General features: G+C 71.9%; 22 protein-coding genes and 1 pseudogene. 9 read left to right on the top strand and 14 right to left on the bottom strand.

Annotation, left to right across the window (positions count from 1 at the left end; translation table 11 throughout):
* Window positions 1-218 (top strand): biotin/lipoyl-containing protein (locus tag ACFZDL_RS22665; protein WP_353593728.1); only part of this gene is annotated, 218 nt, incomplete at its 5' end.
* 294 nt (window positions 219-512) lie between these two features.
* Here ACFZDL_RS22665 and ACFZDL_RS22660 read toward each other — a convergent pair.
* The gene (locus tag ACFZDL_RS22660; protein ID WP_353593727.1) at window positions 513-1,424 is read right to left on the bottom strand and encodes an alpha/beta fold hydrolase; all 912 of its coding nucleotides are present in this window, start codon (window positions 1,422-1,424) and stop codon (window positions 513-515) included.
* Between the two features lie 178 nt (window positions 1,425-1,602).
* On the opposite strand from ACFZDL_RS22660, the gene ACFZDL_RS22655 reads away from it, so the two are divergent.
* The gene (locus ACFZDL_RS22655) at window positions 1,603-2,457 is read left to right on the top strand and encodes a 4'-phosphopantetheinyl transferase superfamily protein (protein ID WP_353593726.1); all 855 of its coding nucleotides are present in this window, start codon (window positions 1,603-1,605) and stop codon (window positions 2,455-2,457) included.
* A gap of 34 nt (window positions 2,458-2,491) precedes the next feature.
* Here ACFZDL_RS22655 and ACFZDL_RS22650 read toward each other — a convergent pair whose 3' ends face one another.
* A complete protein-coding gene (locus ACFZDL_RS22650; protein ID WP_353593725.1) occupies window positions 2,492-3,139 on the bottom strand; it encodes a response regulator transcription factor in 648 nt (215 codons plus the stop codon).
* The gene (locus ACFZDL_RS22645; protein ID WP_353593724.1) at window positions 3,103-4,419 is read right to left on the bottom strand and encodes a sensor histidine kinase; all 1,317 of its coding nucleotides are present in this window, start codon (window positions 4,417-4,419) and stop codon (window positions 3,103-3,105) included. The genes ACFZDL_RS22650 and ACFZDL_RS22645 overlap by 37 nt, the downstream gene beginning before the upstream one ends.
* Before the next feature lie 214 nt (window positions 4,420-4,633).
* Between ACFZDL_RS22645 and ACFZDL_RS22640 the strand changes: the two genes are divergently transcribed.
* A complete protein-coding gene (locus ACFZDL_RS22640; RefSeq protein ID WP_353593723.1) occupies window positions 4,634-6,568 on the top strand; it encodes a serine hydrolase domain-containing protein in 1,935 nt (644 codons plus the stop codon).
* 234 nt (window positions 6,569-6,802) lie between these two features.
* Window positions 6,803-7,000 (top strand): hypothetical protein, encoded by a 198-nt coding sequence (locus ACFZDL_RS22635; RefSeq protein WP_353593722.1) that lies wholly within the window; start codon window positions 6,803-6,805, stop codon window positions 6,998-7,000.
* Window positions 7,001-7,087: 87 nt separating this feature from the next.
* On the opposite strand, the gene ACFZDL_RS22630 is transcribed toward ACFZDL_RS22635, so the two are convergent.
* A complete protein-coding gene (locus ACFZDL_RS22630) occupies window positions 7,088-8,161 on the bottom strand; it encodes a cellulase family glycosylhydrolase (RefSeq protein ID WP_353593721.1) in 1,074 nt (357 codons plus the stop codon).
* A 416-nt stretch (window positions 8,162-8,577) separates the two neighbouring features.
* Between ACFZDL_RS22630 and ACFZDL_RS22625 the strand changes: the two genes are divergently transcribed.
* A complete protein-coding gene (locus ACFZDL_RS22625) occupies window positions 8,578-9,588 on the top strand; it encodes a hypothetical protein (RefSeq protein WP_353593720.1) in 1,011 nt (336 codons plus the stop codon).
* Window positions 9,589-9,632: 44 nt separating this feature from the next.
* Window positions 9,633-10,283 carry a hypothetical protein gene (locus tag ACFZDL_RS22620; RefSeq protein WP_353593719.1) on the top strand — a complete coding sequence of 217 codons (651 nt, stop codon included), beginning with the start codon at window positions 9,633-9,635 and terminating at the stop codon, window positions 10,281-10,283.
* 39 nt (window positions 10,284-10,322) lie between these two features.
* Here the strand turns inward: ACFZDL_RS22620 and ACFZDL_RS22615 are convergent, their stop codons facing one another.
* On the bottom strand, window positions 10,323-10,901 hold the full coding sequence (locus ACFZDL_RS22615; protein WP_353593718.1) for a hypothetical protein: 579 nt from the start codon (window positions 10,899-10,901) through the stop codon (window positions 10,323-10,325).
* Window positions 10,898-11,461 carry a CGNR zinc finger domain-containing protein gene (locus ACFZDL_RS22610; protein ID WP_353593717.1) on the bottom strand — a complete coding sequence of 188 codons (564 nt, stop codon included), beginning with the start codon at window positions 11,459-11,461 and terminating at the stop codon, window positions 10,898-10,900. Before ACFZDL_RS22610 ends, ACFZDL_RS22615 begins: the two co-directional genes overlap by 4 nt.
* Before the next feature lie 105 nt (window positions 11,462-11,566).
* Here ACFZDL_RS22610 and ACFZDL_RS22605 point away from each other — a divergent pair, with 105 nt between their 5' ends.
* Window positions 11,567-11,821, top strand: a complete 255-nt coding sequence (locus tag ACFZDL_RS22605; protein WP_353593736.1) for a GNAT family N-acetyltransferase — start codon at window positions 11,567-11,569, stop codon at window positions 11,819-11,821.
* 934 nt (window positions 11,822-12,755) lie between these two features.
* On the opposite strand, the gene ACFZDL_RS22600 is transcribed toward ACFZDL_RS22605, so the two are convergent.
* A complete protein-coding gene (locus ACFZDL_RS22600) occupies window positions 12,756-13,235 on the bottom strand; it encodes a hypothetical protein (protein ID WP_353593716.1) in 480 nt (159 codons plus the stop codon).
* A gap of 142 nt (window positions 13,236-13,377) precedes the next feature.
* Here ACFZDL_RS22600 and ACFZDL_RS22595 point away from each other — a divergent pair, with 142 nt between their 5' ends.
* A complete protein-coding gene (locus ACFZDL_RS22595; protein WP_353593735.1) occupies window positions 13,378-13,731 on the top strand; it encodes a MerR family transcriptional regulator in 354 nt (117 codons plus the stop codon).
* Window positions 13,732-13,907: 176 nt separating this feature from the next.
* Here the strand turns inward: ACFZDL_RS22595 and ACFZDL_RS22590 are convergent.
* Together ACFZDL_RS22590 and ACFZDL_RS22585 are read right to left on the bottom strand one after the other, a co-directional pair.
* Window positions 13,908-14,555, bottom strand: a pseudogene (locus tag ACFZDL_RS22590) (type II CAAX prenyl endopeptidase Rce1 family protein); the annotation flags it as partial.
* A 265-nt stretch (window positions 14,556-14,820) separates the two neighbouring features.
* The gene (locus tag ACFZDL_RS22585; RefSeq protein ID WP_353593715.1) at window positions 14,821-15,963 is read right to left on the bottom strand and encodes an epoxide hydrolase; all 1,143 of its coding nucleotides are present in this window, start codon (window positions 15,961-15,963) and stop codon (window positions 14,821-14,823) included.
* 103 nt (window positions 15,964-16,066) lie between these two features.
* Here ACFZDL_RS22585 and ACFZDL_RS22580 point away from each other — a divergent pair, with 103 nt between their 5' ends.
* Window positions 16,067-17,032, top strand: a complete 966-nt coding sequence (locus ACFZDL_RS22580; protein WP_353593714.1) for a YafY family protein — start codon at window positions 16,067-16,069, stop codon at window positions 17,030-17,032.
* Window positions 17,033-17,197: 165 nt separating this feature from the next.
* On the opposite strand, the gene ACFZDL_RS22575 is transcribed toward ACFZDL_RS22580, so the two are convergent.
* The 5 genes from ACFZDL_RS22575 to ACFZDL_RS22555 form a co-directional block, all read right to left on the bottom strand.
* Window positions 17,198-18,310 carry a class I SAM-dependent methyltransferase gene (locus tag ACFZDL_RS22575; RefSeq protein WP_353593713.1) on the bottom strand — a complete coding sequence of 371 codons (1,113 nt, stop codon included), beginning with the start codon at window positions 18,308-18,310 and terminating at the stop codon, window positions 17,198-17,200.
* A 142-nt stretch (window positions 18,311-18,452) separates the two neighbouring features.
* Window positions 18,453-19,199, bottom strand: coding sequence for a 3-oxoacyl-ACP reductase FabG (fabG, locus tag ACFZDL_RS22570; protein WP_353593712.1), 747 nt, complete (start codon window positions 19,197-19,199; stop codon window positions 18,453-18,455).
* Window positions 19,196-20,350 (bottom strand): beta-ketoacyl synthase N-terminal-like domain-containing protein, encoded by a 1,155-nt coding sequence (locus ACFZDL_RS22565; protein WP_353593711.1) that lies wholly within the window; start codon window positions 20,348-20,350, stop codon window positions 19,196-19,198. Before ACFZDL_RS22565 ends, fabG begins: the two co-directional genes overlap by 4 nt.
* Window positions 20,347-21,570, bottom strand: coding sequence for a beta-ketoacyl-[acyl-carrier-protein] synthase family protein (locus ACFZDL_RS22560; protein ID WP_353593710.1), 1,224 nt, complete (start codon window positions 21,568-21,570; stop codon window positions 20,347-20,349). Before ACFZDL_RS22560 ends, ACFZDL_RS22565 begins: the two co-directional genes overlap by 4 nt.
* Window positions 21,567-21,824: an acyl carrier protein gene (locus ACFZDL_RS22555; protein WP_353593709.1), complete on the bottom strand. Its 258-nt coding sequence runs from the start codon at window positions 21,822-21,824 to the stop codon at window positions 21,567-21,569. Before ACFZDL_RS22555 ends, ACFZDL_RS22560 begins: the two co-directional genes overlap by 4 nt.
* Between the last annotated feature and the right edge of the window lie 9 nt (window positions 21,825-21,833).

Below are 21,833 nucleotides of genomic sequence, written 5' to 3'. Positions count from 1 at the left end.
CCGGTGACGCCCTGGCCTCGCCCATGCAGGGCACCATCGTCAAGGTCGCCGTCGCCGAAGGAGACCAGGTCGCCGAGGGCGATCTGGTCGTGGTCTTGGAAGCGATGAAGATGGAACAGCCGCTGAACGCCCACCGCTCCGGCACCGTCAAGGGCCTCGCCGCCGAAGTCGGCGCCTCCATCACCTCCGGCGCCGTCATCTGCGAAATCAAGGACTGAGAACGGGACTGACACCCCGCCACACGGCCGGACCCATGACCGTTTCAAAGCCCACCGGGCCCCCGTCTCACCGGTTGCGCCGGATACGGGGGCCTGTTAATTCATATGGCATCTTCGTGCCATGGGTCTGGGGCGCGAAGCCCACGTGACAGACCATGGAGCCGGTGATTCCGCACCATCGGCATCACCGGTGAACTTGGTCTCCCCCGCGTAACGGGGGCGGGGGAGGCCAATTTCCCGTGCCCGAATCGGCGCGTAGGCGGCCCGAGCCATGCCCGAGCGGGCATCACGGCATCACTTCTTCATCGTCCGCCCCAGGAACCCCAGGACCGTCTCCGCGTAGAGCTCCGGATGGGTCTTGACGCCCTGCAGATGCTCGGTGTCCGGCAGCGTGTGCACCTCCGCCAGCGGATACCGCTCCGCCAGCGCCCGCACCCCGGCCGCCGGGATCATCGTGTCGCTCTCGCCGGCCAGGAAGAGCATCGGCGTGCTCGCGTACGCCCCGGTGGCCGCGGGCGGCCACTGCACCCGCAGCATCGCCACCGCCGCCGTCGAGGCGACCTTCTCCAGGGCCTTCCGGGACGGCCCCTTCCGCAGCGGGCCGGGGATCGGCAGCCCGTCGGCCGCGAGGAAGTTACGGAACAGCGGGCGCAGCTCCAGCGCCGGGCCGCTGTCGAAGACGACCGCGTCGACCGGGCGCTCCCCGTCCCTCCTGAGCATGTAGAAGGAGGGGAAGGCGGAGATGGAGAAGCCGTAGACCGCGATCCGCGCCGAGGCGTACTCCGCCATGCCGCGCAGATGCCTGACCACGGCGACCACATCGTCGGTGTGCCGGTCACTCATGCCCCAGCAGGCCCGGTCGGCGCTGCTCTTGCCGTGGTTGCGGTGGTCGAACATCGCGACCGTGTAGCCCGCCTCGTGGAGCAGCCGGGCATGTGCGAGGCTCGCGGACTTGCTCAGGCCCAGGCCGTGCCCGAGCACCACCACCCGGTCCGGGTCGCCCTGGCACAGCCACACATGCAGCCGACGCCCTCCGCCGCCCAGCGGCACGGTGACATCGGTGCTGGTCAGCCCCAGGTCCGCGGGCTTCTTGTGGTACGGCCTGCGGGGCGGGTGGTAGATGAAGTACGAGAGGAAGGCGCCGTACAGCGGAGCCACCGGGAGGGCCAGCGCCGAGGCCGCCTTCGCCGAGAATCCCGTCGCCATGTCGCAAACCCCCATTACGGAAAGTGCACGGACTGTGCTTGATCGTAGTGGTGCGGACGGGAGACCATACCAGCCGGTAGGGAACGTGTCCTAAGTCACCGGGTGCCGCCCGTGCGGCAACGCGGCCCCGGGGCAAGGATGTTGACCCAGGCTCAGTGCTGCGGGGGGAGAGGGAATCGTGTCGTACACCAACTCGGGCGTCCAGCATCCCGCCGTCGACACGGCGGACGGCAGGGCGGACGGGACGGGGAGCGGCGCGGGGGACCGGTCATGGGGACCGGTCCGCGCCCTGCCCCGCCCCGAGGACCGGCCCTCCGGCGCCCAGGTGGCCGTATGGCTGCTGCGCATCCCGCCGTCCGCCGCTGCCGCCGCAGCGCGCGCCGGGATGCTGGACGCCCGCGAGAGCGAACGGGCCGCCAGGTTCCGCGACGCCACCCTGCGGGAGCGCTATGTCGCCTCCCACGTGGGCCTGCGCGTCCTCCTCGGCGCGTACCTCGGCATCGACCCCGCCGAGGTCGAGCTGATCCGCGAGCTGTGCGGCATGCCGGACTGCGACAAGCCGCATGGCCGCCCCGCCGTGGCGGGCGAGCCCGGGCTGCGGTTCTCCCTGTCGCACGCCGAGGACGCCGCGATGTACGCCTTCGCCGACGCGCCCGTCGGCGCCGACATCGAGGCCAGGAACGAGCGGCGCGGCGGCACGGTGCTGGCCGGCCTCGTCCGGCAGCTCCACGCCGATGAGCGGACGGCGATCGAGGCGCTGCCCGAGGCGCTGCACGAGGAGGCGTTCCTCAGCTGCTGGGTGCGCAAGGAGGCCTACCTCAAGGGCATCGGCACCGGTCTGCCCGGCGGCCTCCGCACCCACCACGTCGGCCTCGCCGACCACCTCGCCCCGCCCGGCTCCACCACCCCGCCCGGCTGGTCGCTGGCCGACGTACCCGCCCCGCCCGGCTACGCCGCCGCGGTCGCGCTGCGCACGGACGGCCCGGCGGCCGTGCGCCCTGCGGTCACGCTCCACGGGCTCAGCCTGGCCTAGACGGTCACACGTCGCGCCGCCCGGTGCCGCGACGTCACTTCATATACGCCAGAACGGCGAGGACCCGCCGGTTGTCGTCGTCCGAGACCGGCAGGTCCAGTTTGGCGAAGATGTTGGAGGTGTGTTTGATGACGGCCCGTTCGGTGATGACCAGCCGCTCGGCGATCGCGGCGTTGGACCGGCCCTCGGCCATGATGCTGAGGACTTCGCGCTCCCGGGCGGTCAGCCGGGCCAGGGGGTCGGCGGCGGAGGACGTGGTGCCGGCGAAGAGGCGGGCGATGACGTCGGGGTCCATGGCGGTGCCCCCGGCGGCCACCCGGCGGACCGCGTCGACGAACTCGTCCGGGTCGAACACGCGGTCCTTGAGCAGATAGCCGATACCGCCGGTGCCGTCGGCCAGCAGCTCCTTGGCGTACAGCTGCTCCACGTACTGGGACAGGACCAGCACCGGGAGGCCGGGGATCTGGCGGCGGGCCTCCAAAGCGGCCTGCAGGCCCTCGTCGGTGAACGTCGGGGGGAGTCGTACATCGACGACTGCCACGTCCGGACGTTTCTCGACGAGGGCCTGCAGGAGATCGGGGCCGGTGTCCACAGCGGCGACGATTTCGAAGTCGTATGCCTCCAGAAGCCTGACTAACCCGTCCCTCAGGAGGAAGAGGTCTTCGGCGAGGACAACACGCACGGCAGCTCCATGGTCAGTGTCGTCGGACCGCCCTGGGGGCTGGTCACGGCAAGGACACCGTCGAAAGTAGCAAGCCGGCGCTCCATTCCGCGCAGTCCCGTGCCCCGGGAGGGGTCCGCGCCGCCCACCCCGTCGTCGGTGACCTGGGCGCGCAGCCGGCCCGTCTCGTACCACAGGTCGACCGTGACCCGCTGGGCCTCGCCGTGCTTGGCCGCGTTGGTCAGGGCCTCGGAGACCGCGAAGTACAGGGCGGACTCGACCGGGGCCTCGGGGCGGCCGGGCAGCTCGGCGTTGACCTCGACCTCCAGGGGGCTGTCCATGCCCAGGGCACGGACGGCGTCGGCCAGGCCGCGGTCGGCGAGCACCGGCGGGTGGATGCCGCGGACCAGGTCGCGCAGCTCGTTCAGGGCGGTGGCGGAGGCCTGGCGGGTGTCGGCGAGGATGGCGCGGGCCGCCTCCGGGTCCTTGGCCAGCAGCCGCTCGGCCACCCCCAGGTTCATGCCCATCGCGACCAGCCGGGCCTGGGCGCCGTCGTGCAGGTCGCGCTCGATGCGGCGCAGCTCGGCGGCCGAGGTGTTGACGGCGTCGCTGCGGGTCTCGGTGAGGTGGCGCACCTGGCGGGACATCTCGGTGGGGGCGAGCAGCGACTTGGCGAACTGGGCGTGCAGCCGGATCAGGTGCGGGCCCGCGGCCAGACCGGCCAGCGCGACGGGGACGCCGAGGGCGGCGGCCATCAGGGCGGAGCCGTCACTGGTCACCTTGATCATCGCGTACCAGTTGTTGCCGCCCGCGTCGGCGATGTCCTCCCAGATCAGCGGCATGATCATCCCGAAGACCCCATAGCCGACCAGCGCCAGCGGCAGCACCGCGATCACCAGCCCGACCACCGGGTTGACCAGGGTCCAGGCAAGGTCCCGCCAGGTCGCCGGGTCGGTGAGAATCCACTGGTTGCGCTGCATTAAGCCCTTGAAGCCCGGCTCGGGGGCCGGCTGCGGCCGGTACGGGGCCTCGATCTCGACCCCCGACCACTGCCCGGCCAGCCGCCGGGTGATCGCCGTGGTCCCCCGCAGGGCCACCGCCAGGGCGGGCACCAGGAACACCCCGAGGCCGACACCCAGCAGCGAGATCGCGGTCACCATCAGGCAGAAGAGCACCACCTCCCACGGGGCGAGGGCGGCCAGCGCAAGACCGCGGCCCATGGCGCGCACTCCGCGGACGGGCCAAGGGCCGCTGCCGCCGACCTGTCGTCCGTCGGTCCTCTCGTCCATCATGATGCTCATCTCGTAACCCCCTCCTCGGGACGGCCCTTCCGCCGCTGTGTGCCATTCAGTCTGCCCGTGGCGAGCCCCTGGGAGCACTGGACTCGGGTGGCGTTTCGGGGGGTGTAGTCAGGTCCCCCACAAGACGCCACACAAGGCCCTCGGCCTCCGCGGACGAACTGAGTTGACTTGTGGTCATACGACGCAAGCCCTCTGTGAGCGAAGGAGCCGGTAAATGAGTGCTCGACGCAGCGTTACCGCGGCGGTGTCCCTGCTGCTCGCCGTCCTCATGACCGTGCTGGCGACGGCCGCCTCGGCCTCCGCCACGCCCGGCTCCCCGCGCCCGCGGAGCCTTGAGGCCCTGATCGACGGCCTCGTCAAGAAGCAGCTGGACGAGTACCGGATTCCGGGGGCCGCGGTGGTCATGGTCTCCGGCGGGCGGCAGGTGCTGGCCAAGGGGTACGGGGTGGCCGACATCGACCGCGGCACCCGGGTGGACGCCCGCCGTACGGGTTTCTTCATGGGCTCGGACGCCAAGGTGTTCACCGCCATGGCGGTGCTCCAGCAGGTCGAGCGGAAGAAGCTGGACCTACGGTCCGACGTCAACCGCTATCTCACCCGCCACAAGGCCCGCTTCACCATCAAGGACAGCTATCCGGGGCGCCCGGTCACCGTACGCGACCTGCTGACGCACACCGCCGGGTTCGACAACAGCATCATCGGCCGCGCCACCGCCCACCCCGAGGACGCCGAACGGCTCGGCGACAGCCTGGCCGAACACCAGCCGAAGCGGGTGCGCCCGCCGGGGAAGGTGTCCAGCTACGACAACTACGGCGTGGCGCTGGCCGGATACCTGGTCGAGCTGGTCTCGGGCGAGTCCTTCGACACATACGTGGGCCGCCACATCCTGCGGCCGCTCGGCATGACCCGCACCTCCTTCGCCCAGCCGCACCCCGCCGCCATCGCCACCGAACGGGCCGGCGGCTACCGCCCCGACGGCAAGCGGCAGGTGCCCGCTGAGGGCCAGTACGGCGCCTGGACCCCGACCGGCGCCGCGGCCGTGACCACCGCCACCGACATGGGGCGGCTGATGCTCGCCCAGCTCGCGGGCGGCAGCCTCGACGGCCACCGGGTGCTCGGCGAGCGGCTGACCCGGGCCATGCAGCACCGCCAGTTCGGCAACGACCCACGGCTGCCCGGGATCGGCTACATCCTGGAGGAGCGCGGTCGGGACGGCCACCGCATGCTCGTCAAGGACGGCGACGTCCCCGGCTTCCACGACAACCTCGCGCTGCTGCCCGACCGGGACACCGGCGTGTACGTCGCGTACAACGGCGACGGCGAGGACGGCAGCGCCTCCTGGGCCGGCCAGGAACTCGTGGGCCGCGTCGCCGACCACATCTTCGGCACCCCGCGCCGCGCCGCCGCCGCCCGCATGGGCGAGACCGGCAAGTTCGCCGGCTTCTACCGCTCCACCCGCACCAGCCACTCCGACCTCACCCGCGCCGCGGCGCTGACCAGCTCGGTCCAGGTCACCGCCGGACCGGACTCCACCCTCACCACCACCGGCCCGCTCAGCCGCGACCCGGGGGTCACCAAACAGCACTGGGTGCGCATCGGCGACGGACTCTTCCAGGAGAAGGGCGGCCAGGAACGGCTCGCCTTCAAGGACGGCAAGCTCTTCCTCGCCTCCGACCCGACCGTCGCCTACGAGCGGCTGCCCTGGTACGAGTCGCCCGTCCTGCACCAGCAACTCCTCCTCGGCTCCCTCGGCGTACTGCTGCTGTCCGTCACCGCCTGGACCATCGGCGCCCTCATCGGCCGCCGCCGCGGCTCCGCCACCGCCGCCCCGGCCGGCGCCCAGCTGGCCCGCCTGCTCGCCTGGACCACCGGCGTCCTCCTCACCGTGGCCACCGCCTGCTTCGCCCTCCTGGTCGCCGACCCCAACTCGCTCAACCAGACGGTGTTCCTCGGCGACTCGCCCATGCTCAAGCTGGTCCCGGTGCTGGTGAAGGCGGCGCTGGCCACCACGGCGGCCGTGCTGGTGTGCGCCGTGATCGCCTGGTGGCGCCGCTGGTGGGGCTGGGCGGCCCGGATCCACTACAGCGCGGTGGCGCTGGCCGCGGTGCTCTTCCTGGCGGTCGCGGGCAACTACCACCTGGTGAGCTGACGCACTCCCCTTCCTTCCGGCGCCTCGTTCCTTCGGATGACGGCCCGCCCGGACCGCCGCGATGAGCGGCGGTCCGGGCGGGCCGTTGCCGACTCCGTTGCCGACCTGCCTTTTCAAGGTTTGCGCAAGCTTTGCGCACGCCTCGTTCGGCACTGTTTCCCGCAGTGCGTTCGGTCCGGAAACGTGCCGGCACTGAATTCGGCTCATGCACCACTGAACAAAGGGGAGACACCCATGAGCATCGGAGCAAAGATCGCCGCGACTCTCGCGGGAAGTGTCCTGGCCCTGAGCGCGGCGGTCGTTCCCGCCGCCGCCTCGTCGTCGACGGCAGCCGCCGCGTCGGCCGGAACGTCGGCCGGTCCGGTGCAGGGTGCCTGGCTCACCGGGCTGCCCGGCACGGCAGTCGAAGCCGACACGCCTGTTTGCTGCTGAAGGCGCGTCGGGGAGCCGATGAGCAGCATCCCTTCGGACGCTTGGCGCGGACGGCGGTACCGGCACGCCTGCCGGTACCGCCTGCCGTCAGGGCCGGACGGGCTTGCCGCGTCCCCAGCCCCAGGCGAGCCGGTCGGCGCCGGACTGGTTGGTGGTGGCCAGCGAGGGCCGGGCGGGGTCGCCGGTCAGGGTCTGCAGCGTGTACGTGTCGTCGGTGCGCAGGCCGGGCCAGTAGACGGACCCCATCTTGAGCTCGCGGAAGGTGTCCGTGACGGCCTGGACGTAGTTGATGTAGTTGTTGGACGGAGCCGGCTTGTTGTAGTTGAGGCCGGTGGTCATCGGCGCGCCGAACTCGTCGGCGACGGTCCGGTTGGCGCAGTCGCCGATGCGCGCCTTGAGGTCGGCCACCCACTGGTCGTAGGTGGCGTAGTCCTTCCAGAACCCGTAGTGGTGCAGCGACAGGTACGTGCCGTCCAGACGCGGGTCGGCGCAGACCGAGGTGACATGGTCGTTGTAGCCGGCGCCGCTGACGAACACCCGGTTGCGCGGGACCGAGGGGTAGGTGGCCAGCCACTTCGCCGCGATGTCGGCCCACTCGGTGTCGGTGTAGCCGTGGGGCTCGTTCATCGGCTCGAAGTAGACCTGCTTGTCGTCCTTGTACGCGTCGACCACGGTGTTCCACATGGGCCAGAAGGTGGCGGGGTCGTCGATGAAGCCGTCCTTGCGGGGGCCCGTGCCCTCCCAGTAGGAGAGGATGACCTTGAAGCCCTTGTCCGAGGCCGCGTCGATGACCCCGCGGTAGGACTTCCAGTAGGCGCCGCCCACCGTGTACGGGTTGATCGGCAGCCGGACGGTGTTGGCGCCGAGGTTCGCGCGGAACCCGGAGATGATCCGGCTCGCCTTGGCGTAGGTCTGGTCATAGCTGTCGGAGGTCGACAGGCCGGACAGCACGACCGGGTCGTCGGCGAAGTTGTCGCGGGGATCGGCCCAGTTCACGCCCCGGAACTGGGTGGTGTCTCCGCTGGGCGCGGCGGAGGCGGCGGAGGCGGGGCTGCCGGCGAGGGTGGTGCCGCCGGCCGCGGCGACCAGGATCGCGACGAAGGCGGCGCGCAGCCGGGGGGTGAAGCGGGCTCTGGAAGGGCTGGCGGGGGATTGGCGCATCGCTTGCTCTTTCGGGGGAGGGCGGCTCAGCGCAGGGCGGAGCCTGCGCGTGGTCGAGCGGCCGTCGGAAGATGTGGTTGGCGCGGCTGCCGTCCCGCTCGTGGGCGGCGGGGCGAGGCGTCGGCGCTGGTGGTGGCGGTGGCGGTGATGTACTCAGCGAAGCCGTAAGGCGTTCGCCCGCGGTGCTGAGCCCACCGTTCCGCTCCTCCCTGCCCCACCAACGAGGCGTTGGCGGGAGCTCACGGCCCGGGCTGACCCGAGGCGATGTTTACGCAAACATGGCGGCGCCCGAATCGTGACACCCGGCACAGCGGCCGTCAAGGTTTCCGTCAGCCAGGACACCCGCGCCGCCGTGCGGCGACTCGGCAGCGCGGGCCCGGGCGGCGACCGGGCCGGCGGGACCTAGGCTGGGCGGCATGTCAGACGCCATTGACGCCCTCATACGGGATCTCTCGGACCGGGACCGCGCGGTGCGCGGGGCCGCGGAGGACGGCCTCGTCGCGTACGGAACGCAGAGCATCGACCGGCTCCTGCCGTACGTCCGCGACACGCGCCGGGGAAGCCCGCGATTCAGCGCCGAGTCCGTGCTGAAGCGGCTGGGTGACCAGGCGCTGCCGCGCCTTCGGGAGATTCGGCGCCATGGCCCCGGGCGGCTGCGCGGAAAGGCCCTGGAGGCGCTGGCCGAGCTGGGTGGCGCGGAGGTGCTCGACGACGCCGACCGGCGTGCCCTGGAACGCCTCGTGCGGATCAAGCTCCTGGACGAACTCCCGGTGGAGCTCCCCTTGGACGCCGGCCGCTGGCTGGCCTTCCCGGCGGACCGGCTCGACGACGCCGTATCCGCCCTCGGCCTGCACGACCTCCGGCCCGTCACCACCGTGCTGGGCGTGGACGCCACCACCCGAGCCGACGACGCCATGGAGTTCGAGGATTCCCAGGGGGAGAAGCAGAAGGGCTACCGGGTCTTCATCACCCCGGAGTTCGAGAGCTGGTACCAGGACCCGCCGATCAAGAACTGGCGCATGGTGTGGGGAAATTCGTTCGTGGACGAATGCGATGGGTTCACCCTCGCCGACACGCTCAGCGAGCGCTGCGGGGAGGCCCACTTCTACGTCATCGACCCCTACCACTCCAGCTCGGTCTGGTATGTCGCGCGCGATGGCCGCAGGGTGCGGAGCTACGGCACCTATGACTACCCGGAGTTCCGGGGCGAGCCACTGCCCTTCGAGATGAGCTTCATCGAAGACGCGGAAAACGGGATCGAAGACGAGGAATACGCCAAGGGTGTGCCTGACGCGGGCACGGCGGCCGACAACCTCTCGGTCCAACCCGGCCCCATGTCCGCGGAGAACACCCACGGCCACGGCTGGCTCGCCACGACCCACCCCGACCTGCCCAACTCCCGCTTCAAGGGCGCCCTGCCGATCTGAACCGGATCGGTCACCGAACGTGAGGCCAACTAAGCTCACGCCCCATGTCCTCGCCGCACACGCCCTCCCCCGCGCCGAACGCCACGGTCATACGCGTTGGCCGCCGCAGCGCCATGACCGGGCTCCCCTGTTCCGTCGCCCTCATGGTGCTCGGCGCCGTCGGCGTCTTCGGCGTCATCCTGGTCGCCACCGGGAAACAGAAGGGAGAGGCCACCGTCACCGGGTTCGTGGGACTCGGGTTCACGGTGGCCCTCGGTGTGCTCGGCGTCATTCTCTTCGTCCCCCTGTGGGCGAACCGCCGCAACAGGATCCTCATCGACCACACGGGCCTGTGGCTCGAAAAGGGAAACCTCCGGAACGTCATCCCCTGGCACTCGCTCGCCGGAGTCGCCCTGTACTGGAGCGAATTCGGGCGCAACGGGAAGATCTACTCCCTGGAGCTGTACCCCAGCGGCCCCATCGACCGGGACGACCCGATCCTGTGGGGCCTGGTCCGCGACGAGGAGCCGGTCCACCCCGGCCTGCCACGCGTACGCCACCGCATCGTCCTGACCGCTCCCCACCAGCGGCCGGTGGTCGAGGCGGTTCACGGTCACGTCCCGCAGATCTGGCTCGGCGAGTACCAGCGCCCGGCGGGCCACATCGGCCGCCCCGACCTCAGGGGCCACCGGGCGCGCACGCGGGGCCGTATCTGAAGAAGCGGCCGGGCAACAGCGGCCATGAGGCGTCCGGCCTCAGCCGGGAAAGGCGCGGGCGAGACCTGCCAGATTGCGCGGGCAGGTCCATATCTCCCGCGTCATCCGCCCCTCGTACCAGGACTGCGCCCCTTCCTCGTCGGGCCAGATCTCCTCATCGGCCAAGGCCGCCTCGTGGTCGGCGTCCCGCTCCGGATGCGCCAGCATCTCCAGGACGTACCGGAAGTTGTCCAGCCCCATCTCGAGCAGCGCGTCGTCACAAGGATGCGCCTCATGCTCACAGGAGGCCTGTCCCAGGGCCCGTTCGACCGCGCCCATCGCCGCCATCACCCGGGCCTCCGCCGCCGCGTCCGGGCGGGCGTAGATCACATAAGGGCCGATCAGCACCAGCCCCAGCGTCCACAGCGCCGTCTCCGACCCCGCGCCGCCGGCCGCCACGCTCGCCTCGAGATGCTTCGCGCACGTCAGCACCGTGCGTCGCGCATCGCCGAGGAAGTAGCCATGGCGCATCTCGTCCCAGTCGGCGATCAGATCGTCCCACTCGGCAGGGGTGGTCGGCCCCGGGGGGAGGGGCATCTCGTCGTCGCGCCGGTCGTCGGCCGTCTCCGCATTGGTCACGGTCCGAGGATGACATGGGGGCCTGACACCGAGGACGCGGGGGCCGCGGCCCGTGCGCGGTGGCGGCGTACCGCGTCGCGGTTGGCGCACCGCTGGGAGCAGTAGCGCTGCCGTCCGGTGCGGGAGGTGTCGGCGAAGATCGTGGTGCACTCCGTCACGGCGCACCGCCGGAGCCGATGCATACCGCGTCCCGCCAGGTGGAGCGCGGTGCCCACGGAGATCAGCGAGAACAGCAGGGAGCCGAGCGGCTGGTGGTCGTCGCGGTAGTGCAGGTGCCAGCCGTCGCCGGCGTGGTCGGTCAGCCGCGGGTGGGCGGCCGCCGCCGCCAGCATCCGGTTGACCAGCTCGGCGCGTGTGCGTTCGTCGGTGGCGTCGACGACCTCCTCCCACGCTTCCACCGCCGCCAGCGCGCGCTCCAGGTCCTGCGGCGTGGCCGGACGTTCCAGCGCCAGCCCGGCGGCGCGGCAGCGGTCCGCCAGCTCCTCGGCGCTCGTCGGGCGCCGGTTGGCCAGATCCGCGGCGAGGTTCACGGCGTCCTCGCCGTAAGGGTTGAGATGCATCAGTCCATTACAGCAGTCTGGTCGGCATGAGACACGACGCCGGACACCCCACCGCCGCACGGCAGGCGACGGAGGACGACATCCCGGAGCTCGTACGCCTGCGGCATCGGCACCCTCGAGCAGCGGCTGCCCGGCCCGCACCTGAGGAACGGCCGGGTCGGACTGGTGCTCGGCGTCGTCACCGACCCGGCGTACCGGCGGCGCGGCCACAGCCGCGCGATCATGCGCGGCCTGCTCGACTGGTTCCGGGAACGTGGGGTCGCCCGGGTGGATCTGCACGCCTCTGCCGAGGGCGAGCCGCTCTACCGCGAACTCGGCTTCGTCAAACACCCCGACCCCGCCCTGTACTGGCGCCCCTGACGGGCACCGGACCCCGGGTACCACGGCTCGCGACGCCGCGGTGAACTCGCCGATGCCCCGAGCAGTGCCGCTATTCCCTGGCCCACGCAGATGTGTCTACCGCACCTGCCTGCGGCCGGATATGCGCGGTCACTCACGGCTGCGCTGCGCTTCGCTGCGCGTTGGCTGCGCAGCGCTGCGCGTGGGCGGCGCTTCGCTTCGCCTGCGCCTGTGCGCCGTCTCGCGGCATTCGGCTTGTGCGGGTGCGGGTTTCGTCTCGGACCCTTCGGGTCCAAAGCGCTGGCGAGAAGGGGGGAGGGGGGCGGCGGGCCCGGTGTCCCGATTCCTGGGCCCGGCGGGTGGCTGGGCTCAAAGAGGCTCCGCTGCGCTCCGCCGCAGCTGCTGCCGCGCGGTGGTTGAGCGAGGAGTCCAGCGGTGCGCTGGGCCGGGGCGCGCGAGCGCGACGGATGGGCGGGCGCCGGGGGACGGGATCGGCTCTCCCTCCACCTGCTCGACGTTTGTAGTGAGTATGGGACAGCGACACGCCGTACCGTCGGCGTGTCGCTGTCCCATACTCACTACGAACCCAGAGCAGGTGGGGGAGAGCCCAACCGGACCGGCGTCCACCGTTTCGGGCGACCATCCGCCGTCCCCCGCCCATAAGCCGGTGACGACCCCTTGGGCAGGACGGCGGCGATGCCCCCGGCCCGCCCCTCTCCTTCCCGCTGTTGGCCGCTGTGCGCCGAAGGCGCGAGACGATGCCCGCACGCGGCAATCGGACCATGCCGTCCAACGACGCTGGCCCGTACGTCACGCTCCCGCGCCCCGGACCAGCGCACCGCTGCTCCCCTCCATCGGCCACCGCGCGGCAGCAGTCGCAGCGGAGCCTCTTTGAGTCCAGCCACCCGCCGGGCCAACGAATCGGAACGCCGGGGCAGCCGACCTCGCCTCGGGCTCACCGGCCCTCGGCGCCGAGGGGATGCGCGGCGGAGGGGCCCACGGGACCATTCAGCGGGCTGGCGCGCCGGGTTCGCCACCAGGGCAGAAGCTGGGCGACACCCCATGCCACCTCCACCACCAAGAAAGCCCACAGGACCCGCGTGACACCGTCGGCCAACGCGTACGCGAGCCACATGGAGAACAGCGTGCGGGCGGCGCCGTCGAACAACCCGTGAATCGGCAGCGGCTTGACGATGCGGAGTAGCGCCCAGACGACCACGACCGAGCCCATCAGATTCGCGTAGAGGGTCTGTACGGGGTCGCCGGCGGGCAGGGCGCCCAGGGAGAGGGCGTCGCCCAGCGAGTTGAGCGCGTCGTGGATCAGCGCATACGTCCACGGCGTCGCGAATCCCGCCGTGACCACGAGGTCGTACCAGGCGCTTGCGCGGACGACGCGGAGATAGGTGTGGCGGGAAGGGGTGAAGAGGCGGTTCATGGTGAGGCTCCTGCTGGGATTTCGGCAGCGACGTGCAGCGACGTGCAGCTACGAGCGGCGACATTCGGCTGCGCGCGGCTGCGGCCTCACGCTAAACAGTGGAGTACGCTCCAAGGTCAAGTCCACCATCGGGCGGGGAGCCATGCGCATCGGGGAGCTGGCCGCGCAAGCGGGCATGAGCAAGGACACCATTCGCTTCTACGAGAAGATCGGTCTCGTCACGGGGCGACGCCTGCCCAACGGCTATCGAGACTTCTCACCGGAGACCGTGACCTGGCTGCATTACGTCCGCACCGCGCAAACACTCGGCTTCTCGCTGGCCGAGATCGGGCGGAACTTCGAGGAACTGCGCGATGCCCCCGACTCCGCCGAGGCGCTGTCCGCGTTGTTCGAGGAGAAGATCCGGGTGATCGACGCGCGGATGGCCGAGCTCGCGGCCCTGCGGGCGGACCTCGGCGCGCGGGTCGGTACGGGGTGTCCGTTGCGTGTGTCGTAAGTCCGGGGCCGCCCATACGTGCCCCTGCGGCGGCACAGCATGAACACGACTGCTGCCACCAGCAGATAGGCGGGCACGAGCAGTACCGCGTCGGGGGACGTCTGGGCCGCCGACCAGCCCGCGTCGCGCCGGTCGCCCTCCAGCGCGACGCGGTTGACGGTGAGAAAGGTCAGGTGGGTGCCGATGGCGGCCCAGAGCGGGGCCTGGCCGACCGCGGTTCGGGCCGCGACGAGGGTCAGCCCGAAGATGGGGAGCAGGATCAGATAGGAGGCGGTGTCCTGTCCCGGTGGCACGATGCCGATGGGGGCGGGCTCGGCGCCGGTCAAGCGTGCGGTGGCTGCGTACGCCACGGTCGACGCACCCGGTACGAGCAGGAAGACGGCGGTCGTGCCGAGTGCCGAGGCGGTGCCGCCGAACCGTTCGCGCAGGGCGGTCCAGGCGTAGCCGCGCAGCGTGGTCTCTTCGGGCAGGGCTTCGAGCAGAAGCGCGATCACCGCGTTGGTTATCAGGAAGCCGGCAAGGGGCAACGGGTCCGGGCGCGACCAGCGCAGCAGGCCCCCGGCCGTCCCGGCGCCGAGGACGAGCACCGCCGACGCCGCCGTCACGCCCACACCGGTGAGGAACGCCCGCAGGCCGGCCCCGGCACCGCCGAGGCCCAGGGCCTTGAGCGATGCGCCGCGCCGCCGTACCGCGAGAGTTACGGGGACGAGGGCCAGCGCGCTGACCAGAACGGCCGGGACCAGCCGGGCCGCCGTCCCGGTGAGGCCGACCCTCTCCGCGGCGGCCGAGCCCGCCGCCGTGCCGATGCCCAGCGCGGCGGCCATGATCAGGCCGCCGGCGAGCGCCCTGACCAGGGCGTTGGGTCGGGAAGTGGCGGATTTCCCGCCCGGGTGCTGCATCGTCATGTGCCCGTCCTGGCTGAGCTGGTGATCGGTCCGCCGTGCTGCTGCCAGTCTCGGTTCCGTTTCGGCCGCGAACCTCGTGACCGCTGATGAGACGCGCGTACATCCTTCGAGGTACTCCGGATGAGCGGTGTTCCGGGTCGGCGGTGTTCCGGGTCGGCGGTGTCCCGGGTCAGCGGACCCCGGGTCAGCGGACCTTGTCGAAGAAGGCGCGCATGTCGGCGGCCATGGCGTCGGGCTGCTCCATGGCCAGGAAGTGGTGGTTGCTGGGGTTGCCCGAGGGCCAGTGGACGATGGTGTTGTGCCGCTCCGCGAGCCGCCGGATTCCGGGAGGGCCGCTGTAGACGCCGGTCGGCACGGCCTTCTGGCCCTCCGGCCAGCCGAAGCCCGTGCTGTCGTACATGGGCCAGGAGGAGGATCCGAAGGTGTCGGTGAGCCAGTAGAGGGTCGTGTTGGTGAGGATCAGATCGCGGTCGATCAGCTCGTCGGGGAGTTTGTCGACGACGGCGAACTCCTTGAACTTCTGGATCATCCAGGCCAGCGCGGCGACGGGGGAGTCGTGCCAGCCGTAGGCGAAGGTCTGCGCGGCGGCGCGCAGCAGGGCGTGGTGGGGGACGCCGTTCATCCAGTCGGCTTGCTGGAGCTGTTCGTAGACCGCGCGTTCGTCGTCGGTCAGCTCGGGCAGGTCGGCTTCGGTGGGGAAGCCGAGCCCGGCGATGACGTAGACGCCGGCCACGTGGTCCGGTGCCGCCTTGGCCATTTCGGGGGCGATGTACGCGCCGAGGTCCCCGCCCTGGACGCCGTAGCGGTCGTAGCCCAGGCGGTGCATCAGCCGCACCCACAGCCCGGCCACCCGGGCGGTGTTCCAGTCGGTTTCGCGGGGCGGCGCGGAGAATCCGTAACCGGGCGGGGACGGGACGACGACGTGGAAGGCCTGGGACGGGTCGCCGCCGTGTGAACGGGGGTCGGTGAGGCGGCCGATGAGGTCGGTGAACTCGATGAAGGAGTTCGGCCAGCCGTGGTTGAGGAGCAGCGGCAGGGCGCCGGGTTCGGCTGAGCGCACGTGCAGGAAGTGGATGTCCTGTCCGTCGATCTCGGTCATGAACTGGGGGAATTCATTCAGGCGCGCCTCCTGCCGGCGCCAGTCGTAGCCTCCCTGCCAGTAGTCGGCCAGCTCCTTGAGGTGGGCCGGCGGCACACCACGGCTCCAGCCCTCGCCGGGGAGCTGCCTCGGCCAGCGGGCGCGGACCAGTCGGTCGTGGAGGTCGTCCAGGTCGGACTGGGGGATGTCGATGCGGAAAGGGCGAATGGGGCAGTTGTCGTCGCTCATGGGGCGCTGGTTCCTCTACTCGGAGGGTCTTGCGGTCGCTGCGACGACAGTAGAGGCCATCTAGGTCGGATCCTGGCCTAGATGGCCGGGCATCATGGACGCCATGAACACCCCATCGGCCCGGCTCCTGACCCTGTTGTCCCTGCTGCAGACCCCGCGCGAATGGCCCGGCAGCGAGCTCGCCGACCGACTGGGGGTGAGCCCGCGCACGGTCCGCCGGGACGTCGACCGGCTGCGCGAGCTGGGGTATCCGGTGGAGGCGACCATGGGGGCCGCCGGGGGATACCGGCTCGCCGCGGGCAAGGCCATGCCGCCGCTGCTGCTCGACGACGAGGAGGCGGTGGCCATCGCGATCGCGCTCAGCACGGCGGTCGGCAAGCCGGTGAGCGGTATCGAGCAGGCGTCCCTGCGCGCCCTGGCCAAGCTGGAGCAGGTGTTGCCGTCCCGGCTGAGGCACCGGGTCGGGGCCTTCCGGGCCGCGACGGAGTCGCTGTTCACCGGGAGCGCCACGCCCGTCGATCCGCATGAGCTCGCAGTGGCCGCCGCGGCCGTGGCCGGCCATGAACGGCTGCGGTTCTCCTACCGGTCGGGGGACGGCAGCACGACCCGCCGGCTGGTCGAGCCGCACCGGCTGGTGCTGGCGCGGCACCGCTGGTACCTGCTGGCGTACGACACCGAGCGCGACGACTGGCGGATCTTCCGCGTCGACCGGATGGCCCGCCTCCAGCCCACCGGCGTACGCGTCCCGCCCCGCGAACTGCCCGAGAAGGACGCGGCCGCCTTCGTCACCCGCAGGATGTACTCACTCGCGCCCACCTACGAGGTGCGGGCGACGCTGTGTCTTCCGGCCGGCCAGGCGGCGCAGCGGCTCGGCGCGGCGCCCGGCGAGGTGCGGCCGATCGACGAGAACAGCTGTGAGCTGCACGGACACGCCGACACCTTGGAGTGGCTTGCGTCCCGGCTGCTCATGCTGGGCTGCGAGTTCCAGGTGCATGAGCCCCCGGAGCTACTGGCCCATCTGCGGACGGTCGGGGCCCGCGCCCTCCGGGCCGCGGCCGTGAACCCGTGACGTTGCGGTGAGTATGGGACAGCGATACGCCAATGCCACGGCGTGTCGCTGTCCCATACTCACCGCGAACTCACGGGGGAGGGGAGAGAGGTGCTCCCCGGCGCGCGGGGTCACGCCGGGGAGCGGGGAGGTGGCTGCCGGGGCAGGGGGGTGGCTACGGGGTGATCAGGAACGGCGGGCGAGCAGCACCCGGTGCATCGGGGTGTCGAGCAGACCGATGCGGCGCAGCCCCGCGTCGGCCAGCCACTGGTCGTAGTCGTGGACGGTGAAGGCGTCGCCGCCGCCGGTGGCCAGCATCGAGGCGGCGAACAGCCGGAAGAACTTGTTCTGGACCGAGCCCTCGCCGCCGTCCTCGTCGACGATGTGGTCGGCGATCGCGATCACCCCGTCCTCGGTAAGCCCCTTGACCGCCTTCAGCAGCAGCTCACGGGCCGACTCGGGGGTCTGCAGGTGGAAGATGTTGACGAACAGCGCGAGGTCGGTGCCGCTGCCCCAGTCCTCGCTCCAGAAGTCCATGGCCTCGCCCTGGAACCGCTCGGCGACCCCCAGCTGCGCGGCCTGCCGGGTGGCGATCGGGATGATCCGCTCGGCGTCCAGGCCGCGGGCGGTCAGCTCCGGGAACTCGCGCAGCAGCAGGTGGCTGTAGATGCCGGTGCCGCAGCCGACGTCCAGGAGGGTCGCGGAGCGGCCGGTGGTCCAGCCGAGTTCGCGCAGGGCGCCGGCGAGCGAGCGGGTGATCGGCGGCGCCCAGAAGTTGATGCCGCGGACCAGCGAGGTGTAGTCCTCCTCCGAGATCTGGTTGAGCTGCTGCGCGCCCTCGGCGGTGCGGGCGCCGGAGCGGACGTTCTCGGCGAGCCGGCGCCAGGCGTTCCAGGCGACGTTGCGATCATGGCCGATCTTCCCGGCGAGGCTGAAGATCCCGTCGGGGGCGAACACGCCGTGCAGCTCGGCCGGGAGGGTGTAGACGGCCTGGCCGTCCTCCCCTCTGGTGCGCTCGACGACGTCGTAGGCGTACAGGCCGTCCAGCAGGACCCGGGTGGCCCGCAGATCGGTGTCCAGGACGTCGGCGAGCTGCGCGGCGGTGGCCGGGCCGACGGTGAGGGCGGCGAAGGCGCCGAGGTCCTGGGCGGCCTCGATGACGCCTGGAGCCCATATGCCGATCAGGTGCTCGTACAGCCGGTGGGCGGCGCGGACCTCGCCGTCCACGGCCTCCGGGAAGGCGGTGGTGTCGACGAGCGGGGTGAGGTTGGCGGAGGCGGTGGTGGCGGGAGTGGTCATGAGGCGTGCTCCTTGGTGAGTCGCGGGGCGGGGACGGGTCTGTGGTGGACGAGGCTGTGCAGGGCGGAGCTGTCGTGGGCCAGGCTGTGGTGGGCGGGGCAGGGACGGACCGGGCCGAGTGCCGTGGGCGGCGGCGGGGGCGTCACAGGACGATTCCGCCGTCGATCTGCAGCACGGAGCCAGTGATGTACGAGGACTTGTCGGAGGCCAGGAAGGACACGGCCTCCGCGACCTCCTCCGCGGTGCCGAACCGGCCCAGCGGGATGGCCGCCACGGCGCGGTCGCGCTGGCCGCCGCTGAGGGCGCCGGTCATATCGGTGTCGATCATTCCGGGGGCCACGGCGTTGGCGCGGATGCCGTACCGGCCGACCTCCTTGGCCAGCGCCCGGGTCATGGCGACCATCCCGGCCTTGGAGGCCGAGTAGTTGCCCTGCCCCGGGTTGCCGTAGACCCCGGACACCGACGAGAGGGTGATGATCGAGCCCGCCTTGCGCTTGACCATCGGGAACAGCACGGCCCGGCAGACGTGGGCCGCCCCGTCCAGGTTGGTGGACACGACCGACCGCCAGTCCTGGTCGGACATCATCAGCATCGGCTTGTCGCGGGTGATGCCCGCGCTGGCCACGGCGACGGCGACGGGCCCCAGGTCGCGTTCGGTGCGCGCGACCCATGCGCGTACGGCCTCGCCGTCGCTGATGTCCAGGCGCTGGGCGAGGGAGCCGACCCCCAGCTCGGCCAGTTCCTTGCCGAGCTGCCGGGCCGCCTCCTCGTCCGAGCGGTAGCAGAAGCTGATCGCGTAGCCGTCCTGGGCCAGCCGCAGCGCGGCCGCCCGGCCGATGCCCCGGGAGCCGCCGCTGACCAGCGCGACCGGCGGGGGCGCGGGGCTCATCGCGCACCGCCCAGCAGCCGCAGCACCCCACAGGCCACCAGGCCCTCGCGGTCCACCGAGGTGATCACGGCGGCCCGCCCGGCCGAGGCCGGGTCGGCGGCCGCCGCGGCCAGGACCGCGGCGAGTTGGAAAGCGGCCTGGGCCGAGGCGGTGTCCCCGATCAGCTCGTGGCACACCGACCGGGTGGCGGCCTCGCGCCCGAACACCTCGGTGAGCAGGGCCTGTTCCCGGTCGCCCGCGTCGCCGCCCAGCCCGCCCCCGGACGCGGCCCACACCTCGTCCGGGCCGACGCCGGACTCGCCGAGGGCGTGGCGCACGCTCTCCCGCAGGGTGCCGGGCAGATCGCCGGTGACGTCCACCCGTACGTCGATCGCCAGGAGTTCGGCGAGCGCCGGCCGGTCCTCGGGGAGGGTGTCGGCGGGTTCGATCAGCAGCACCGCGCAGCCCTCCCCGAGCGGCGCGGTCTGCTCCTCGTCCGCGCCACGGCTGTGGCGCTCCAGCCAGGAACGGGCCCCGGAGTACTCCTCCACCGCCCCCACCAGCGCCCGCTCGGCCCGGCCCGCGGCCAGCAGCCGGCGGGCGTAGGCGAGGGCGAGCAGCGCGGTCGGACGGCCGCCGGCCACGGTGGTGTTGGGGCCCTTGAGGCCGAAGCGGATGGCGCTGGCCCCGGCCGGGCTGTTCATCAGGGTGTTGGGCATCAGCTGGGCCGGCACGTCGTACGGCTTCTCGCCGAGATACGAGGCCCGGCTGAAGTTCTGCTGACTGGCCGCGCTGCCCAAGGTGGTGCCGAGCACGAGCGCGGTCCCGGCCCCGCGGGTCACCGGGCGCTCGTCGGCCTCGGCCTCCTCGATCAGCTCGCGTACGGCGGTGACCGCGAGCCCCATGGCCCGGTCCATGGTGCGGGTGCCCGCCCGGCCGAGGATCTGGCGGATGTCGAAGCCGGGCACCAGGCAGGCGGCGGCGTCCGGTGTCTGCCAGGCCGCCGGGTCCGGTACGGACTCGGTGGGGCGGCGCCCGGTGATCCCCTCGGCGTACGCCGCACGGCCCAGGCCGTACGGGGAGACGGCCGACCAGGCGGTGATGACGGCGCGGTCGGTACGGGCGGGCGGCCGGGCCCCGGTGGTGACCTCCTCGGTGGGTACGGGGGTCATCGCTGGTCCTCCTCGTAGCGGCCGAGGACGACGGAGGCGTTGTTGCCGCCGAAGGCCAGGCCGTTGTTGACCACGATCCGCAGCGGCGCCTGGACGGCGTGGTTGGGCACGCAGTCGATGCCGCACTCGGGATCGGTGGAGCGGTGGTTGACGGTGGGCGGGATGAAGCCGTGGGCCAGGGCGACGGCCGAGGCCGCGGCGCCCAGGGCGCTGGCCGCGCCCATGGAGTGGCCGAGCATGGACTTCAGGGCCACGGTGCGCGGCGGCCGGTCGCCGAACAGCTCGCGGATCGCGCGCGTCTCGGTGATGTCGTTGGTCCTGGTGCCCGTGCCGTGCGCGGACACCAGGTCGACCTCTTCCGGTTTGATCCCGGCGTCGGCGAGCGCGAGGCCCATGCAGCGGGCGACGCTCTCCTGGTCGGGGGCGGTCGGGTGGTGGGCGTCGCAGTTGAGGCCGTAGCCCAGCAGCTCGGCGTAGATCCGGGCGCCGCGCGCCCGCGCCGACTCCAGGGTCTCCAGCAGCAGGACCCCGGCGCCCTCCGCGGTCAGCAGCCCCTCCCGCTCGGCGTCGAACGGCCGGCACCGGTCGGAGGCGACCAGTCCGAGCCGGGAGAAGCCGGCGAAGGTGCGGCGGGCCAGCGCGTCCGACCCGCCGACCAGCGCGTAGTCGGCCTCGCCGAACCGTACGGCGTCGAAGCCGTCGCCGATGGCGTAGTTGCCCGCCGCGCAGGCGGTGCCGAGCACGGAGGGCACCGCCTGCGGGAGCCGCAGTTCCCGGACGACGGCCAGCGCCAGCCGGTGGGCCGGCAGCCGCCGTACCGCGGTCGGGTCCAGGCCCGCCATGCCCACCGTCAGCTCGGACTCGACGAGCTGGTCGAGCTCCCTGGCCTCGCCGTCGGTGGTGCCGATGGTGACCAGGCCGCGCCGGCCGCGCAGCTCGTCCAGGTCGAGCCCCGCGTCCCGGACCGCCAGCCGGGTGGCGGCCACGGAGAACTGGCTGGCCCGGCCGAGCTCGTCGAGCGGGGTGTGGTGGATCCACTCGGCCGCGTCGAAGTCCTTGACCTCGTGGGCCAGTTGGCGGCGGAAGCCGGTGGCGTCGAAGAGAGTGATCTCCCCGGCGCCGCACCGGCCCTCGCGCAGCCCCCTGGTGAACTCGGTGACGCCATTGCCGATGCTGGACAGGACGCCGAGTCCGGTCAGCACCACTCGCTGGGCGGTCATCGCGATTCGGCCCGGGAGAGCACCTCGAGGACGGCCTCGAAGTGGACCATGTTCTCCAGCTCGTCCTGCTCGATGGTGACGCCGAAGGCCACCTCGAGGGCGGACAGCATCTCGATCGCGCACAGCGAGTCGGCCCCGTACTCGTCCACGAACAGCCCGGTGCGGGTCAGCTCCTCGCCGTCCAGATCGAGGGAGTTGGCGAGGATGTCGCGGACCTTGGCCTCGGCCGCGGTGTCGATGGTGATGGCGCTCATTGCGAATTC

This window comes from Streptomyces sp. NPDC007917 (genome assembly GCF_042959105.1).
In the GTDB taxonomy this organism is placed as follows: domain Bacteria; phylum Actinomycetota; class Actinomycetes; order Streptomycetales; family Streptomycetaceae; genus Streptomyces.
Note: the sequence above shows the minus strand (reverse complement) of the source record. Positions and strands in the feature narration are given on the sequence as shown.

What these genes read in the sequence shown, in the direction of transcription:
- ACFZDL_RS22660 (WP_353593727.1), bottom strand. Translation starts at nt 1,424, where the DNA reads ATGGCGACGGGATTCTCGGCGAAGGCGGCCTCGGCGCTGGCCCTCCCG.
- ACFZDL_RS22645 (WP_353593724.1), bottom strand. Translation starts at nt 4,419, where the DNA reads ATGAGCATCATGATGGACGAGAGGACCGACGGACGACAGGTCGGCGGC.
- ACFZDL_RS22640 (WP_353593723.1), top strand. Translation starts at nt 4,634, where the DNA reads ATGAGTGCTCGACGCAGCGTTACCGCGGCGGTGTCCCTGCTGCTCGCC.
- ACFZDL_RS22635 (WP_353593722.1), top strand. Translation starts at nt 6,803, where the DNA reads ATGAGCATCGGAGCAAAGATCGCCGCGACTCTCGCGGGAAGTGTCCTG.
- ACFZDL_RS22630 (WP_353593721.1), bottom strand. Translation starts at nt 8,161, where the DNA reads ATGCGCCAATCCCCCGCCAGCCCTTCCAGAGCCCGCTTCACCCCCCGG.
- ACFZDL_RS22625 (WP_353593720.1), top strand. Translation starts at nt 8,578, where the DNA reads ATGTCAGACGCCATTGACGCCCTCATACGGGATCTCTCGGACCGGGAC.
- ACFZDL_RS22620 (WP_353593719.1), top strand. Translation starts at nt 9,633, where the DNA reads ATGTCCTCGCCGCACACGCCCTCCCCCGCGCCGAACGCCACGGTCATA.
- ACFZDL_RS22610 (WP_353593717.1), bottom strand. Translation starts at nt 11,461, where the DNA reads ATGCATCTCAACCCTTACGGCGAGGACGCCGTGAACCTCGCCGCGGAT.
- ACFZDL_RS22600 (WP_353593716.1), bottom strand. Translation starts at nt 13,235, where the DNA reads ATGAACCGCCTCTTCACCCCTTCCCGCCACACCTATCTCCGCGTCGTC.
- ACFZDL_RS22595 (WP_353593735.1), top strand. Translation starts at nt 13,378, where the DNA reads ATGCGCATCGGGGAGCTGGCCGCGCAAGCGGGCATGAGCAAGGACACC.
- ACFZDL_RS22585 (WP_353593715.1), bottom strand. Translation starts at nt 15,963, where the DNA reads ATGAGCGACGACAACTGCCCCATTCGCCCTTTCCGCATCGACATCCCC.
- ACFZDL_RS22580 (WP_353593714.1), top strand. Translation starts at nt 16,067, where the DNA reads ATGAACACCCCATCGGCCCGGCTCCTGACCCTGTTGTCCCTGCTGCAG.
- ACFZDL_RS22575 (WP_353593713.1), bottom strand. Translation starts at nt 18,310, where the DNA reads ATGACCACTCCCGCCACCACCGCCTCCGCCAACCTCACCCCGCTCGTC.
- fabG (WP_353593712.1), bottom strand. Translation starts at nt 19,199, where the DNA reads ATGAGCCCCGCGCCCCCGCCGGTCGCGCTGGTCAGCGGCGGCTCCCGG.
- ACFZDL_RS22565 (WP_353593711.1), bottom strand. Translation starts at nt 20,350, where the DNA reads ATGACCCCCGTACCCACCGAGGAGGTCACCACCGGGGCCCGGCCGCCC.
- ACFZDL_RS22560 (WP_353593710.1), bottom strand. Translation starts at nt 21,570, where the DNA reads ATGACCGCCCAGCGAGTGGTGCTGACCGGACTCGGCGTCCTGTCCAGC.
- ACFZDL_RS22555 (WP_353593709.1), bottom strand. Translation starts at nt 21,824, where the DNA reads ATGAGCGCCATCACCATCGACACCGCGGCCGAGGCCAAGGTCCGCGAC.